The sequence below is a fragment of the Bacillus sp. EB01 genome (assembly GCF_000613125.1).
In the GTDB taxonomy this organism is placed as follows: Bacteria; Bacillota; Bacilli; order Bacillales; family Cytobacillaceae; genus Bacillus_D.
Genome location: NZ_HG964497.1, coordinates 2,676,367 through 2,692,287, shown reverse-complemented (window position 1 = coordinate 2,692,287; position 15,921 = coordinate 2,676,367). Strand labels below are relative to the sequence as shown.

Sequence of the window (15,921 nt, the reverse complement as noted above, 5' to 3'; positions counted from 1 at the left end):
TGGAATGTTGACGGGTAAATTGCGGCGTTTGGGTAGATACAGAGAAATCATTTCCCTATTCGGGAAATACGGCTTCGGCTATTTAATTGAAGAAGTTGGCCTTAGCCAGCTTCTTTCTTTCAAGGATCGGATTAAAACAGATTTCCAAAAGGAAAATACACAGGAACTTGGTATCCGGATACGCGGGCTTCTTGAAGAATTAGGTCCAACGTTCATTAAGCTTGGCCAGCTGCTGAGTATAAGAAGCGATCTTCTTCCGGCCGATATCATCCGGGAGCTTGAGACTTTACAGGATAATGTGCCACCAGTTCCGCTTGAGCAAATTAAAGAACGTCTGGAAATTGAGCTTGGCAAGCCGCCGGATGAATTATTCCAGTATTTCAATGAGGACTATGTAGCAGCCGCATCCATTGGGCAGGTGTATGAAGCAAGGCTTTGGACCGGCGAGGAAGTCATGATTAAAGTGCAACGACCTGATATTAAAAGCAAGATATATACCGATCTTGATATTCTGATAGATTTATCGAGGCTTCTTGAACAGCACTATGAGTGGGCAGAGCAGAACAAAGTAACCGAAATATCTGAGGAACTTTCTGAATCGATCCGTAAAGAATTGGACTATCTCCAGGAAGCCCGCAATACTGAAATGATCGCAATGCAGTTTGAAGATACCGATAAAATCAAGGTTCCGGAAATTTACTGGGACTACACAACCTCCCAAGTTCTGACGATGGAAAAAATAAACGGAATCAAGATATCTGAAATTAATAAAGTAGAAACCGATGAAGAAAAAAAGCGTGAAGTTGCAGACCTCCTCGTTCAATCCTTTGTGACCCAAATATTACGGGAAGGTTTTTTCCATGGGGATCCGCATCCTGGGAATATGCTGTACATTAAGGAGACTTGCCAGCTTGCATTCATTGACTTCGGGCAAATTGGCAGGCTTTCGGCCAAAATGAGGTATGATACGACATCAATGATGATTGGACTCATGCAGGAAGACACCGAGATGATTGTTAAATCAATTTACCGTATGTCCGATGTACCGTCAGATGTTGATGAAAGTGACTTTTATGCTGATGTTGAACGAATCAGTAAAACCGTGAGCCGGGTTCCTTTCGGGGAGTTGGATCTCGGGATGACTGTCCAGGATTTGCTTTCAACAGCACAGCAGCACCGTATTATCGTGCCTACGGAATTAACGATGCTGGGGAAGACCTTGATTACGGTCGAAGGAATCATTTCAGGAATTGACCCGAAACTGAATCTTCTTCAGCTTGCGCGGCCATATGCGGAAGAGTTGGTGATTGAACGCTACAATCCCATTAAAATGGGTAAAAGATTGCTTGAAAACGGGGAAGAATTCGCTGAAAAGGTAGCCAAAATTCCAACCCGGGTGGATGATGTACTTGAACAAGCAGCAGAAGGCGACTTGAAGCTAAAAATTAGCCTATCGCAAATTGATTCGATTTTTAACAAAATCGACCGGATTTCAAATCAGGTATCGTTTAGCCTGACTCTGCTTGCATTCAGTATTGTTGTTCTAGGGTTAATTGTGGGTGCGACGTTTGGGACAGACACATTCCTTACAAGCATCCATGCACTGGAAATTGGATTTGCTGTTGCCTTCCTCATGTTTTTATGGATACTCTATTCTATTTTAAAATCGGGTAGGTTTTAGATTTTCCTATTAGATCCGGCTGGACGGGCCGGGTCCTTTTTTATTTCGCTATAAGATGAGGAGCTAAACCCTTTTAGAGTATCACTTTTTTGCTAGTTGAGCTTCCGGGAAAGTTTACTTTCACTAGCAGTACTTGGACGCTTACTAGGCAAACAGCTAAAAAAACTAGTAATACTCCGAGTAGTACTAAAAATGACTACCTTCCTGAACTATACTTTATTGCCAGTTGAGTTTCGGGATTAGTTAAGTTTCACTAGCAATACTCAGAGACTGACTAGGCAATCAGTTAAAAAAAACTAGTAATACTCTGAGTAGTACTAAAAATGACTACCTTCCTGAACTATACTTTATTGCTAGTTGAGCTTCTGGAATAGTTAACTTTCACTAGTGGTACTCCGAGACTCACTAGGCAATCGGCTAAAAAAACTAGTAATACTCTGTAGTACTAAAAATGACTATCTTCTTGGACAATACTTTATTGCTAGTTGAGTTTCGCGAATAGTTAACTTTCACTAGTGGTACTCCGAGACTCACTAGGCAATCACCCCAAAATGAATAGTACTATAATAACTTCAACAGAGCAGAAACAAAGATTACTCCACAAAAAAGAGCTTGCCCCCCAATTAAGTAAATCCACTAAACTACCCAGATAAAACAAAAACCGGCTCCCATATGGGAACCGGTCATTTTGTTAAAAAGGGAAAGCCGCATTTGCCGTAGGAAATAAGAAAGTTTTAAACCACCACTCCTCAAAGTGGGTGTCTCCAGAAGCGTTCCTGCTTGTCCTCCTTGCCGTATAGGCAGAGGCATGTCATTTCAGCTCCGTTCAAAAACTCCCTGTTACAGCTTAAAGGTTAAAACTTTAGTATGAATACGAACAACGCAGCTTTGATAGTAGTATCATACAATGTTTAGCTAAATTATTCAATGTAAATAAGTCCCAGATAGTGTTAAACTGCCGCTTTCTTTGGACTTGTCCTAAATGTTTCGATAATAAGTGAAGCGATTGCTTTATAACCAAGCTGGCTTGGATGAATGCCGTCAGGAGACAGGTTCTCCAGGTTTTCTCCATTAATGACCTTTGAGGTTTCAACAACAATTGATCCCGGAACTGCTTTGGCTGTTTTATAAATATTGATGTTCCACTTTGGCAAAAGCTTCTCAGCGAGGGTGTAATAAGCCATATCGGGGTTAACTGGATTATAAAGTTCAAGGTAAACGATCGTTGCTTTTGGGTTAACCTCGGTGATCCTGCTTGTTATATCCTTAAGGTTCTCCGAAAAGTCAGCCTGAAGAGTATCAAAAGCCTTGAAGGCTGACTGGATATCATGCTGCTTCCGAGCGGCCCTCAATACATCATTCCCGCCTACATTTACAGTAACAATATCGGATTTTTTAATATACACATCATACTTTCCTGAATTAACAAGCTGCTTCAATTCCGTACTAGTGATCCCATTGATTCCTTCATTCTGAAAAGAAACCTTTTTACCCGTCTGCATTTCGAGTTCAGTCGAAAACTCACTGACAAGGTTTTGATTTTGGCCAACCCCATATCCGCTAATGACTGAATCCCCAATAGCAAGGTGGTACAGTGAATTCTTGTCTGAACTCGAAAAATAATCTATATAAGTTGGAATGCTTTCATTCTTCGAAGCCTCCAATGACTGTTTCTTCATTTGCTGAATTTGATATTGAGGATAATAGAGCCATCCAGCAATACCAAGGACTATGACTACCGCAACAATGATAAATGTTTTTATGACCATCGATGCTCCTTTCATAGAGTCGCGAAAAGTTCCGCATGGCGCTTTCCCCACCCGGACTATCTTCATTATACCAAAAAATGTATAGGAATTAAGTAGGGAACAACTGGTAATAAGGTGAGCGAGTTTGTTTTAGGATACTTTACTACTGAATAGAAATAGGTATGTAAATTAAAAGGAGCAGTGAGGAAATTGCCTTTTCACTTACCGGTTTATATTGGAGTCAACCAGATTCGGCAGCCCAATCTCGCCATATCCATACCATATGTATAGGGGTTAGCGAACAATAAAGCAGAGAAAGCAATCAATAATGATATTCTCCGTGTAACAAGGCAGCTTATTCAGAAATCTGGCTACTATGAAAATCAGAAAACTGAAATCACAGGCGTTTTCGATCTAAAGACAAACGAGCGGGGTGTTTTAAGTCTCACACTTGAGCAGCATTCCTATGCAGGCGGTGCTCATGGCATTACGTATATCAATGGACTTACTTGGGACAGTTCAACAGGCCGGCTGTACAGACTGGACCAATTATTCAAACCAGAAAGCAATTATGTAAAAGTGCTTTCTGAAATGGTAGCAGCACAAATTAAGGAACGCAGCATCATGACACTTGAACCTTTTACGGGTATCAAACCAAATCAGGACTATTATATTGCAGACAAAGCTATAGTTCTCTTTTTCCAGCTGTATGATCTTGCTCCATATGCTTATGGATTTCCCTATTTTCCAATATCCATTTATCCCACTCTTAACGGTAAGACCCCACCTCAAGATTAAGAGGAATCGAAGAAGATAGGTGGGGATCAACTGCCCGTAAAGGTCCGATTGGTTCATCTAACCATCAGTGGGGGAAAGAGGAAAACCCCCACTGATGGAAGATTCACGTTATAGTATTCAGGATATTATTTCCGAGCAAAGCCCGCTTCAAAAGATGTTTGGTTAGAAAAAGTGTGTGGCCCAAATTTAAAGAGCCGCACACTTTTTTTATTTATTTATTCCATTTTGGAATGCATCCGTAATAATTATTATCAAGTCAATATGAATAGTATGTGAAAAAAGTAGCAATTTTTGTCGAATTTTTGATTGTTTACCATCGAATATAGATATTTTGTATCTAGATTTAAGGCCTTTTGTATGACAAAATATTTTAAGTAAGGAGGGGGAGTATTGAAAAAGAGAATTTGGATCAGTTTGCTTGCTGTTTTGTTTATGGCTGTTACAGCAGGTGGATATGCTGCCTATGGAATGAATAAAGATAAAAAGGCTGAAAAATCAGTGGATGAGGCAAGTGCCTCGGTTGCTGAATTATATAAGGAAATGCAAACCCGAATAAATGAAGGTAAAGAGAGCGGCAAGTTTATAAAAATTGATAAAGAGAAGATTCTCCAAGCCGAAGCTTTGACCATTGTTGCCAGGACAGACTTGGAGGAAGCTTCAAAAGATGTGATTCAGAAATATGGGAAGAAGCTTGCTGAATCTATATCCCCGAGAATTGAACAGGTTAAGGAATACAACAAAGGGGCGGAAATTTCCCTATTGCTGTATGAGAGGATAGATGATGCTGAAAAGATGGCTGCGGAAAATCCACTATCGCCTGAATTGATAGCAAATCTCCCATTACTAAAAGAAACTGTTAAGAGAGAAAATGAACGATTCAAAGAGCTAAAAGATCCTTTTTCAAGCCTGTTCTTGAATAAATATGTTGAAAAAATTGAAAGGCTTGAGAAAATAATGACCGTGTTTGTGACAGCCGAGCAGGCGGTCCAAATTGTTATAGACATGTCCACCGATATTAGGATAGAAAAAGCTGATTTTGATACTAAGGTTGAGGAAGCAAAGAAGTTAATTGACGAGCTTGCCAATGACTCAGTCAAAGAAAAGCTAACTAGTAAGCTTAATAATGCGGTTAAGTCTTTTGGTTCAATGGATACAAGGCGTAAGGAAGAGAAAAAGAAAGAGGAAAAGATAAAGGAAGAAGAAAAGAAAAAGGCAGAAGCACTGGAAGCAAAAAACTTTACTGCTTCTGATGGCACAATGTTCATATTGAGCGATGGGCTTGGCACCAATTCAGATTGGAAAGTTGCCAAAAAGCATGGTGCAGCACTTTACTACTTGCCTGGATCCGATGTTGGCTTGATTGTTAAAAACAAGAAGTCAATCCTTACCTTAAGTTCTGGCTCCATCACCACAGATATAAGCCAGGCTAGTCTCTTGGCAGACCTTCTTTCCTCAAGAGGTTTTCCAATTACGTTAAAGGATGTAGAGAATGTTGTTAAATCTGGCTCTCCGTTCGAAAACGAAGCAGAATACTTCCGGGTATACCGGGAAGGAAATAAACTATATGCAGAAACATGGTGATTATTGAGCATTCCAGCTTACGGCTGGAATGTTTTTTTATGCGCCAATCTCCAACAGGAAAGATTCCATTTTTATACATAGCAGCGAAACAATAGCGCTTGCGCTTTTGTTCTGTCTAGCTCTACAAGGAAAGCTTCCTCGAAATGCATCGCACGAAATTACGCGATAGCTAACTGGAGGAGCGCCTAGCGCCTAGCAAACTTCAGGCCTCCTCCCTACGATAAGTCATCATCGATTCGCTATCGCTCTTCGTAGTCCCTCCATTTTGTACGGCGCTGATCAAGGCGCTTGCGCATTTGTTCCGTCTAGCTCCACAAGGAAAGCTTCCTCGAAATGCATCGCACGAAATTACGCGATAGCGGAATGAGGAGCGCCTAGCGCCTAGTGTACTTCGGTCCCCTCGTTACGATAAGTCAACATCGATTCGCTAGCGCTCATCGTGTTTCCTTTATCTCCTTCGAGGCCCTCCAGTCCATACGGCGCTGGGCAAGGCGCTTTCGCTTTTGTTACCATAAGTAAATCTTATGTCCTTCTATTTATTTCTTCTATTGGAAAAAGTACCCCTAACAATTGTTCTTGGATTTAGTTCCATGATATTATTTTCATAAAGTTTAATATTTTTAAATTATTTGCTACGCTAATGGTTCGGAACAGGCAGCGAAAAAAGGGAGGTAGGAAAGTTGGGGAATTATGAGAAGGCAGGAGTTTTGCAGGTATCAAGTGAACTGTACAAGTTCATTCAAAAGGAAGTTCTGCCTGGTACACAAGTAGAAAGCAAGGGGTTCTGGGACGGCTTTGGCAAGCTGGTAAAGGATTTGGCCCCAAAGAACCGGGAATTGCTGGCCAAGCGTGATGAGTTTCAGGAAAAACTGAACAGATGGCACCGCGAACAAGGCGAAGCGTTCAATTTTGAGGAATACAAAGCGTACCTTGAAGAGATTGGCTATCTTGAGCAGGAACCGGAAGACTTCAAAATTGGTACCGAAGCAGTCGATAACGAGGTTGCCCTTCAGGCTGGTCCACAGCTAGTTGTTCCAGTTGACAATGCCCGTTATGCATTGAATGCAGCGAATGCCCGCTGGGGAAGCCTGTACGATGCTCTGTATGGAACAGATGCCATACCAGAAGAAGGTGGGGCTGAAAAGGGAATCGGCTATAATCCTGTTCGAGGAGCCAGTGTTATTGAGTTCGGAAGGAATTTTCTTGACAATGCAGCACCTCTTGACGGGGCATCCCATAAAGATGTTGTAAATTATATCATTGAGGATGGATACATCGCTGGATTACTTGAGGGCGGCAAGAAAGCTTATCTAAAGGAGCAAGAAAAATTTGCTGGCTATAATGGCAGAGCTGAAGAACCGACAGCTATACTTTTAAAAAACAATGGATTGCATTTTGAAATTCAGATTGACCCTTCCCATTCTATTGGAAAGACCGATAAGGCCGGTGTAAAGGACATCCTAATTGAAGCGGCAATTTCGACAATAATGGACTGCGAGGATTCGGTAGCTGCTGTTGATGCAGAAGATAAGGTTCGTGTGTACAGGAATTGGCTTGGATTGATGAGGGGAGACCTGACTGCGAAGTTCACTAAGGGCGGCCGTGAAATGACCAGGAGCATGAACGCTGACCGTACCTATCTTTCACCGAATGGCGATGAGTTTTCCTTGAACGGGCGCTCGCTTATGTTCATCCGAAACGTCGGGCACTTGATGACATCGAATGCAATTCTTGATTCCGAGGGGAATGAAGTCCCGGAAGGAATCATGGATGGTGTCTTTACAAGCCTTATTGCAAAGCATACGCTGCTTGGCAATGGAAACTACCAAAATACGAAAAAGGGTTCAATCTATATCGTCAAGCCCAAAATGCATGGCGCTGAAGAGGTTGCATTTGCCAATGAGTTGTTTAATAGGATTGAAGACCTCATCGGAGTGAACCGCCATACATTGAAGATTGGTGTTATGGACGAAGAAAGAAGAACCACACTCAATCTTAAAGCGTGCATTCGGGAAGTCAAGGACCGGATTGTGTTTATCAATACTGGTTTCCTAGACAGGACTGGAGATGAAATCCACACGTCAATGGAAGCTGGGCCAATGATTCGCAAAAACGATATGAAGTCTTCCAAGTGGCTTGCTGGCTACGAAAAGTCCAATGTGTTCACTGGCCTTTCAGTAGGCTTTCAGGGCCGTGCCCAAGTTGGCAAAGGAATGTGGGCTATGCCTGACTTGATGGCAGCTATGCTCAAGCAGAAAATAGGCCATCCGAAGTCTGGCGCGAATACAGCATGGGTACCGTCCCCGACTGCTGCTGTCCTGCATACGCTTCATTATCATCAGGTCAATATTAAGGAAATCCAGGATATATTAAAGGCTGAAGCACAAGATTTACGGGATGAAATCCTTCAGATACCAGTTGCCGAAAATAAAGACTGGAGTCCTGAGGAAATTCAGGAAGAACTCGATAACAATGCACAGGGCATCCTTGGTTATGTGGTCCGCTGGGTAGAGCAGGGTATAGGTTGCTCCAAAGTTCCTGATATCAACAACATTGGTCTCATGGAGGACCGTGCAACACTTCGTATTTCCAGCCAGCATATGGCCAACTGGCTTCACCATGGAATCTGCAGCGAAGCGCAGGTTCTTGAAACCTTCAAGCGGATGGCAAAAGTGGTTGATAAGCAAAATGAACTAGACCCGTTTTACAGGCCAATGTCCACGGATTATGAAGGGTCTGTTGCCTTCCAGGCAGCCCTCGACCTGGTGTTACAGGGATACGAGCAGCCTAGCGGCTATACGGAGCCTATCCTTCACAGAAGACGCCAAGAGGCAAAGGCGAAATTTCTGGTGGAAAATAGATAGAAATTCAACGCGCAAAGAGCCGGGCACCCTTTAGTGTCCGGCTTTCGTTATGATTTCACAACATGTTCCGCTTCAAGAAGTTCTCGCATCAGCGGCAGTATTTCAGACTTCAAGTCAGGATCATCCATGGCGAATTCAATTGAGGTTTTAATAAACCCGGCTTTTTCACCGACGTCGTAACGTTTGCCCTCAAATTCATATGCGAATACACGCTGAATTTGGTTAAGCTTTTGTATGGCATCTGTCAGCTGTATTTCACCACCAGCACCCATTTCTTGAGAATCCAGAAACATGAATATCTCAGGTGTCAATATGTACCTTCCCATGATGGCTATATTGGAAGGGGAGGTTCCAGGCTTCGGCTTTTCAACAAAGTTGGCAACCTGATAACGCCGTCCGTTCTGGTCAATCGGCTCCACAATTCCGTAGCGCTGAGTTTCACTTTCCGCAACTCGCTGAACACCGATGACTGAGCTTCGTGTTTCATCATATACATTCGTGAGCTGCTTTAAACAAGGAACTTCACTTTTAACAATGTCATCTCCAAGCAAGACAGCAAATGGTTCATCGCCAATAAAATTTCTGGCGCACCAAACCGCATGGCCAAGCCCCTTTGGTTCCTTTTGCCGGATATAATGGATATCGAAATTCGAAGCTGCCTGGACCTTTTCTAGCAATTCGTACTTTTCTTTATGCAAAAGGTTTTGTTCAAGGTCTACATTTCTGTCAAAATGATCTTCAATGGCTCGTTTTCCTTTTCCCGTTACGATAATGATGTCTTCAATTCCGGCCTGAACCGCTTCCTCCACAATATATTGAATAGTTGGCTTATCGACGATGGGCAGCATCTCTTTAGGCATTGCCTTCGTTACCGGAAGGAATCGTGTTCCCAGCCCCGCGGCAGGTATTATCGCCTTACGCACTTTTTTCACTAACACCAAATCCCTTCAGAATGATTTTGAAAAGTGTTGTCCTCTCCGAATGGGAGGGCTTTGGATTTCGCCTCTCCTTCGGGACAAAAAAAGAATAATAGAATATGACTCCAAAACACGCCGAAACAAAGATCAGGAACAGGATATTAAGTATGTGAGCCATCTTTTACCTCCTACCAGGAATCTGGGAAACTGGTATTACTGGTTTTTGAAGACGCATGTAACTTCCTACAACCTAAGTGTAAACTTTGCTTGAAAAGGTATGGTTACCGGGGTGTAAAGGTTTTGTTAGGATCTGGTTAGAATGTAAATATTGTGTTGATTTGTAAAGGATACGACTAAGTGCTTACATGATTTCGGATTAACCAGCACTATATGGCAATTTACTCCATTTTCACAACCTGTGTTAAACAAGATTGTTGATTTCCGCTACAGGCGCTTCGCTTTCCACGGGCGGCCTGGGAGCCTGTCTTGCTACGGCTCCTAGCTCCTCGAGGTCGCTTCGGTCCTTCGGCTGAAGTCAAAAAACGACTTCTGCTTCAGTCCCTCCAGCGCTTGTCGGAGCTGGTCAGTCGCCTCCGCATTTCTTTCTCCTCGGCGCGAGCGCCTGTGGGGTCTCCCACTGACCTTTTCTCCCGTAGGACGTTGAGTAAGCTCCCAAGGACAGCATCGCAGGAGAAAATGCGTTTTCTGCATTTTCGAACGAGTCTTCGCGCCTTCCGCTGCAATCAACGCTGTTTATAAAACAACCTTATCCATTAATCCAGCCTTTTCAGAAACAAGATCCATCATCTCCTCAAAAATGGAACCCCAGTCTTTTGTTTTGGCCAATTCTTTTCGCCTGTTTATATAAGACTGAATCCCAACTGTTCCTTCAACCTTTTCACAAGCTTGGATAAAGCTGTTCCCATCCTCGGCATACTCGTAAATCATGTCTTCTGCATACTTCTTTGTGGAGGGAAGATGGACTCCTACGGCTGGCTTTCCTGCTGCCAAAAATTCATACAGCTTTAAAGGGAAAACGGCATTATTATAAGGTGACGGTTTGTAAGGCATCATTCCAATATCCACTAAATTCATATATTTTGGAACGTTTTCTGGAGGTATACTTCCTGTCCAGATGACATTTGGCTCTTCCAGCATCTCTTTAAATTCGAGATTTCCCCCTGTTCCGTCGGGGCCGACAAACAGAAATAGCCATTCTCGTTTTTGGCGTGCCGCCTTTGTAATTAGGGAGAAATCGAGCTTCGGTTTGATGCCGCCAATGAACCCTAAGATGGTTCCTTCAAATCCTGGTACAACGTCAGCAGTCCTATTCTCGTTTGCAAATAAAGAATATTCCACACCATTTTCAAAGGTGTAAACGTGAGAAGCTGCTGAAGCTCCGAGCTTCCTGACGATTTGATCACGCAAGTAATCGGATGTGCAGAAGATAAGGTCCGCTCGTTTTATAATCCGTTCTTCTGCGGCAGAAATTACGTTTTTTCTTAAAGCAGCAGCCATAGAGGGGGAGCCGCTTAATGGGGAAGACCAAAAATCACTGCAGTCATAGATAACCTTGTCCCATGAGTAAAGGTCAGCCAGAAGGGGGTATCCCGGAAACGTGTACCACAGAATCAACTTACATTGATCCCCAGATTGTTTAAGGGACTCAAGGAAAGGGTTCATTTTAATTTTATAAAAGCGATCTATGTATCTGCCAAAGCGGAACACTTTTTGCGGAAGCAAATCCTGAATTGCCCACTGTCTAATACCATTTGGCAGAGTGACAATGGAAGTATCGTTTTTAGTAGGGGTTGGGCATAGCCAGATTACATCTTGAGTTTCCGGCAGGCCATGGAGATACTCGGCTAATCTGTGCCTTCGATACCTTAAGCTATCCTGGCCCCATTCACCTGTTGCAACAATAATATGAATGTTTTTCATTTGCTCCACCCCTTAAATTCTTTTTACTACCGCATTAAAGGCATAATGCGAGAAGCACCAGAATGCCTTTACTACATTTAGCTTTTCTACCTTGCGATAGACGAACCAGTTCATCTTCGCGGCTTTCCATTTGTTTTTTGAGATCGACGAATTCCCGACTCGGTATTCAGCAAGGATTTCATTTAAGCCATAAGCAGTAAACCCTTTTTTCAGGATAGACAGCCATGTGGCAAGATCCTGTCTTGTCCTTATATTCGGCATTTTGAATGCCCCGGTTTGATGCTTGTCAATCATGACAGTTAGCGTTCCGACAATGGTGTTTTTTAGCAAATGATCATAAGAAATTTGTTCTGGAGCCAATACGTGCTTATTTACAGGTTTTCCATCTGAATTAATCATTTCGTACGCTGTGAAAGTAAATGCATGATGATGTTGCTGCATAAATTGCAGCTGTTTCTCAAGTTTTTCCGGCTTCCATCTATCATCGCTATCCAAAAAAGCGATGTACCTTCCTGCTGCTAGTCCAATCGCAGTATTTCTGGCAACTGCAGCACCACCGTTTTCACTTAGGGAGATTACCCGTATCCTCTCGTCAGCCTGTGCATACTTTTTTAGCTGCAGAAATGTTTCGTCGGTCGAGCAATCATCAACAATAATCATTTCCCAGTCTCTAAAGGTTTGGTTTTGCACAGATTCAATCGTTTCTCCTATAAACTCGCTGGCATTATATGAGGGTGTAATAATTGAAACAAGAGGCAGCTTCTTATTCACCTTTGTCAACCTCCTACTGTTTTTGCTCACGAACAAGTTCCGGTATAACTATCCATAATAAGGCTAGGGTCAACCCTATCAACACTCCCAGTACAGCACGAGCTTTTGATGAAACTGCGTTTGCTCCGATTTCTTGTTGGTCAGCTGCTTTTAGAAGCACAGCTGGCTTCATCGTAAGGTGTGCTGATTGCAGTTCATATAAAAAGCGCTGTTGATCAACCTTGGCGTCTGGCCCGACAGTTTCATTTCTCAATTGATCAATCGACTTTTTCATAATGTCCTGTTTTTGTTCATAGTGGGATTGATCAAGTTTTAAAAACGCCTCCGCGATTTTGTTGACTACCTGAATGGAATCCTCTTGGGAGTGATTCTTAAAGGAAATCCTGATATTTGTTTCAGACACAGGTGTCACACTCAAATCGTTAAGAATATCTTCCTTATATTCTTCGTAGATATCAGGAAGATTTTCTTTGTAAAAAGGTAAATTAGATAATAAAACAATCACTTGCTTTGTTTTGTTTAAATTGGGATTTTCATAGCTTCCTAAAGAGATTTCGGCATGAGCAGGTATATCAGATTCAGATGAACCAACTGGAAGAAACCAGCCGAGGGCACCAAGGAAAACAGGGAAAACAATTAGTAAAATGAAATACTTCTTCGTTCTTTCAATCAATCTAGCAGCGACAAGTTCCATGCCAACGGCTCCTTAAACTATTATTTTGGATAGGGAAGATTCTTTATTTCCTGGTGAGAAGGATAATTCCCGAGCGGGTAAAGATTTCATAACAGAAACAACCGAAATAACAAAGCCCAGAAAGACCCAATGGAAATAAAGGTTAATCATTGTACTTGGGCTAATGCTGGAAACGAGGAAAGCCGCCATAGCCAGCAGGCAGGCTTCAAGAAGAACTTTAACTTTTCCTTCTCCCGATCCATATAGCTTGTAAAGGCTAAAAAAGAGATAGCCATACATTAGGACATAACCTAAAAACACGATGATTCCAAAGTTCCCTAGTATTTCCGCCAACCAGTTATGGACTTCCACGACATAATTAGTATGAAAGAGAGGGTTGTTTTTCAAATAGTATGAGATATTGCCTGCGCCGACACCAAAGCCGAGTGAATCTCCCAGGTAATGCAATGTATTTTTCAATAGATTTATACGTGATACATTGGAGGCCAGTGCCTCGTATTTCGGTTGATAGCCTGAAGACTGGAACAAGAGGCTGAAAAGTTTTTCAAACTGGCTAAACATTAGAAATGCCACGACAACTACTGCAGCTGCAGCAAGATATATTGCTAACTTCTTCAGAACCTTAGGCAGGTATAAAAAGAGATAAAGTGAAAGCCCGGCAAACAGGGCAAGTAGGCTGGCCCTTGATTCAGTTAAATAAATAAGATAACCGGAAAGAAGGGCAAGCAGTGTCATGATCGTTTTTAATGTACCATTTGCACAGTTCTTAGCAGCAACTAGATAAAAGAAAAATGAGATGGTTAAAAAAGTGGCAAAATCATTTTGGTTATAAAATACCGATGTTGGATATCCCAGCTTGTATTCTGGTCCTCCGTATAGGGTGGAGGAGGGCAACTGTCTGTGAAGAAAATGATTCATCAGGCCGACGATCATCAATGGAATGCTCATCAGCATCCAAAGGGTATACACCATCCACAGCTTTGTAAGACTTTTAAACGTAAAAACTGCCAAGAACACAAACAAGATTCCAATACCAAGAAGAAATATGTATTTTATTCCATCTATCACCGATTTTGCCCAAAGCAATGATACGCAGGCGTATGCGAGCCAAAACAAGAGAAATAACATTACGCCTTTAACCTGCACTTCACTCCAATAGCGAGGCAGCATCCGGTCCCGCGCAATATGAACCAGGAAAATGCACACGGCAGCAATTAGAAGCAGCCTGTAAAGAAATAAAGTAAAGAAACCAACTTCGATGCTTAGAAACGATTGGTTGAGAAAAGTAGAAGCTACAAGCAGATACATAGTGGCAACAGATAGTTGCCTGAAGCTTACATTCGGTTTTATAAATGCCGCCAGGATTAATAAAGCCCAAACTCCAGAAAAGGCTAGAAATTGACCCATCACACCGGCGAAGTAACAGATTGTCATCAGGCCAATAAATAGGAAAGCGGATGTTATTGTTGCATGTTTAATGTTGATTTTTCTCTCCATACTTTCCCTTCTCCTTTTTACCAAGGCTCTAAATGGCCACCCTACTATTCCCCATCCGGGGGAGTGTTCACTTCCCTGTTAAATTACATGGGACACAAGCGTGTTTTCGCTATATACTGCAGGGCGTCCTGTTGAAATGTAAGTATACCCAAGCTTATGCATAAGGCCGAGATCAAATATATTCCGTCCATCAATCATAATAGGCCGTTTCAAAAGGCGCTTTGCCTTGGTTAAATCAAGCTGTTTCACTTCCGTCCAGTCAGTAAGGATCACACATGCATCTGCATATTTTAACGTTTCATACATATCTGTTGAATAATCACACTGATTCCCAAGATGTTTTTTCGCCTCATCGATTGCAATTGGATCGAAAGCTTTTACATAGGAGCCAAGTTTTTTCAACTGTGGGATAATATCGAGCGCAGGGGAATATCGGACATCATCCGTATTAGGCTTAAAGGCAAGACCAAGAACACTGATGGTTTTTCCTTTTAAAGATCCTAAGGAATCGATCAGCTTTTCTACAACCTGGTTCCTCTGATGTTCGTTTGTTTCCATGACCGCTTTAATCAGCTGAAAATCATATCCGCAATCACTTGCTATATGCAAAAGGGCTGCTGTATCCTTTGGAAAACAAGAGCCTCCAAATCCAACCCCAGCCTGTAAAAACTTATTGCCAATCCTTTTGTCCAGTCCAATTCCTTCGGATACTTTGCATACATCGGCGCCCACACGCTCACATATGTTGGCAATGTCGTTAATAAATGATATCTTTGTCGCCAAAAAGGCATTTGCTGCATATTTTATTAGCTCTGCACTTTCTACCGTGGCCTTAACTATCGTTGATGTAAACGGCTTATGAAGCTCAGCCAGGATTTCATAGGCTTTTTCGCTTGTAGTGCCAATCACGGCACGATCCATATTCATGCAGTCTTTAATAGCTGTTCCTTCACGCAAGAATTCGGGGTTTGATGCAATATCAAACTGTTGGTTCTTAGGAGCATGGCTTCGGATAATCGTCTCTACAAGCTTGCCTGTCCCAACTGGTACAGTACTTTTCGTGACAACCACCTTATAGCTATTCAGATTTTTGCCGATGGTTTCTGCAACCTGTTTGACATAAGTCAAATCTGCTTCTCCATTTGCTGACATCGGGGTACCGACCGCAATAAAAATTACTTCAGCCTGTCTGATCGCCTGTTCAATATCCGTAGTGAAATCAAGTTGCTTTTTTTCCACGTTTCTCTCCACGAGCTCCTCTAATCCTGGCTCATATATGGGCATAATCCCTTGTAAGAGGCTCGATATTTTGCTTTGATTTATGTCAGCGCATGTCACGTGATTGCCTGCCTCTGCAAAACAAGTTCCAGATACAAGGCCCACATATCCAGTCCCGATTACCGTTATCTTCTTCACAATGATCGTCCCC

The 15,921-nt window shown here is 42.4% G+C and carries 11 protein-coding genes, 1 other RNA gene and 1 pseudogene; 5 read left to right on the top strand and 8 right to left on the bottom strand.

The annotated features are described in order from the left end of the window. Nucleotides 1-7: 7 nt before the first annotated feature. Nucleotides 8-1,681, top strand: coding sequence for an ABC1 kinase family protein (locus TY16_RS12390; RefSeq protein ID WP_052342702.1), 1,674 nt, complete (start codon nucleotides 8-10; stop codon nucleotides 1,679-1,681). A 698-nt stretch (nucleotides 1,682-2,379) separates the two neighbouring features. On the opposite strand, the gene ssrS is transcribed toward TY16_RS12390, so the two are convergent. Continuing rightward, a non-coding RNA gene (gene ssrS / locus TY16_RS25685) (6S RNA) lies at nucleotides 2,380-2,573 on the bottom strand. A 58-nt stretch (nucleotides 2,574-2,631) separates the two neighbouring features. Beyond that, on the bottom strand, nucleotides 2,632-3,450 hold the full coding sequence (locus TY16_RS12385) for an SGNH/GDSL hydrolase family protein (protein WP_043932235.1): 819 nt from the start codon (nucleotides 3,448-3,450) through the stop codon (nucleotides 2,632-2,634). Nucleotides 3,451-3,750: 300 nt separating this feature from the next. Here TY16_RS12385 and TY16_RS26900 point away from each other — a divergent pair. From TY16_RS26900 to TY16_RS12370, 4 genes and pseudogenes are all read left to right on the top strand, one after another. Then, a pseudogene (locus tag TY16_RS26900) lies at nucleotides 3,751-3,861 on the top strand (hypothetical protein); the annotation flags it as partial. A gap of 159 nt (nucleotides 3,862-4,020) precedes the next feature. After that, entirely contained in the window at nucleotides 4,021-4,227 is a 207-nt protein-coding gene (locus TY16_RS26895) for an RsiV family protein (RefSeq protein ID WP_231505605.1), read from the top strand. A gap of 390 nt (nucleotides 4,228-4,617) precedes the next feature. Beyond that, nucleotides 4,618-5,808, top strand: coding sequence for a hypothetical protein (locus TY16_RS12375; RefSeq protein ID WP_043932234.1), 1,191 nt, complete (start codon nucleotides 4,618-4,620; stop codon nucleotides 5,806-5,808). A 680-nt stretch (nucleotides 5,809-6,488) separates the two neighbouring features. Continuing rightward, on the top strand, nucleotides 6,489-8,672 hold the full coding sequence (locus tag TY16_RS12370; RefSeq protein WP_043932233.1) for a malate synthase G: 2,184 nt from the start codon (nucleotides 6,489-6,491) through the stop codon (nucleotides 8,670-8,672). 47 nt (nucleotides 8,673-8,719) lie between these two features. On the opposite strand, the gene galU is transcribed toward TY16_RS12370, so the two are convergent. The 6 genes from galU to tuaD form a co-directional block, all read right to left on the bottom strand. After that, the gene (gene galU / locus TY16_RS12365) at nucleotides 8,720-9,604 is read right to left on the bottom strand and encodes a UTP--glucose-1-phosphate uridylyltransferase GalU (RefSeq protein WP_043932232.1); all 885 of its coding nucleotides are present in this window, start codon (nucleotides 9,602-9,604) and stop codon (nucleotides 8,720-8,722) included. A gap of 738 nt (nucleotides 9,605-10,342) precedes the next feature. Beyond that, complete coding sequence (gene tuaH, locus TY16_RS12355) at nucleotides 10,343-11,530, bottom strand: teichuronic acid biosynthesis protein TuaH (protein WP_043932230.1); 1,188 nt, start codon at nucleotides 11,528-11,530, stop codon at nucleotides 10,343-10,345. Between the two features lie 12 nt (nucleotides 11,531-11,542). After that, nucleotides 11,543-12,301 carry a teichuronic acid biosynthesis protein TuaG gene (gene tuaG / locus TY16_RS12350; protein ID WP_043932229.1) on the bottom strand — a complete coding sequence of 253 codons (759 nt, stop codon included), beginning with the start codon at nucleotides 12,299-12,301 and terminating at the stop codon, nucleotides 11,543-11,545. A gap of 13 nt (nucleotides 12,302-12,314) precedes the next feature. Then, complete coding sequence (locus tag TY16_RS12345; RefSeq protein WP_043932228.1) at nucleotides 12,315-12,995, bottom strand: hypothetical protein; 681 nt, start codon at nucleotides 12,993-12,995, stop codon at nucleotides 12,315-12,317. 12 nt (nucleotides 12,996-13,007) lie between these two features. Beyond that, nucleotides 13,008-14,492 (bottom strand): teichuronic acid biosynthesis protein TuaE, encoded by a 1,485-nt coding sequence (gene tuaE, locus TY16_RS12340; RefSeq protein ID WP_052342701.1) that lies wholly within the window; start codon nucleotides 14,490-14,492, stop codon nucleotides 13,008-13,010. A gap of 78 nt (nucleotides 14,493-14,570) precedes the next feature. Then, nucleotides 14,571-15,908: a UDP-glucose 6-dehydrogenase TuaD gene (gene tuaD, locus TY16_RS12335; RefSeq protein WP_043932227.1), complete on the bottom strand. Its 1,338-nt coding sequence runs from the start codon at nucleotides 15,906-15,908 to the stop codon at nucleotides 14,571-14,573. Nucleotides 15,909-15,921: the final 13 nt, after the last annotated feature.

Bases quoted from the DNA above. Each gene is read 5' to 3' on its own strand.
- TY16_RS12385 (WP_043932235.1), bottom strand. From the start codon at position 3,450: ATGGTCATAAAAACATTTATCATTGTTGCGGTAGTCATAGTCCTTGGT.
- TY16_RS26895 (WP_231505605.1), top strand. From the start codon at position 4,021: ATGGTAGCAGCACAAATTAAGGAACGCAGCATCATGACACTTGAACCT.
- tuaH (WP_043932230.1), bottom strand. From the start codon at position 11,530: ATGAAAAACATTCATATTATTGTTGCAACAGGTGAATGGGGCCAGGAT.
- TY16_RS12345 (WP_043932228.1), bottom strand. From the start codon at position 12,995: ATGGAACTTGTCGCTGCTAGATTGATTGAAAGAACGAAGAAGTATTTC.
- tuaE (WP_052342701.1), bottom strand. From the start codon at position 14,492: ATGGAGAGAAAAATCAACATTAAACATGCAACAATAACATCCGCTTTC.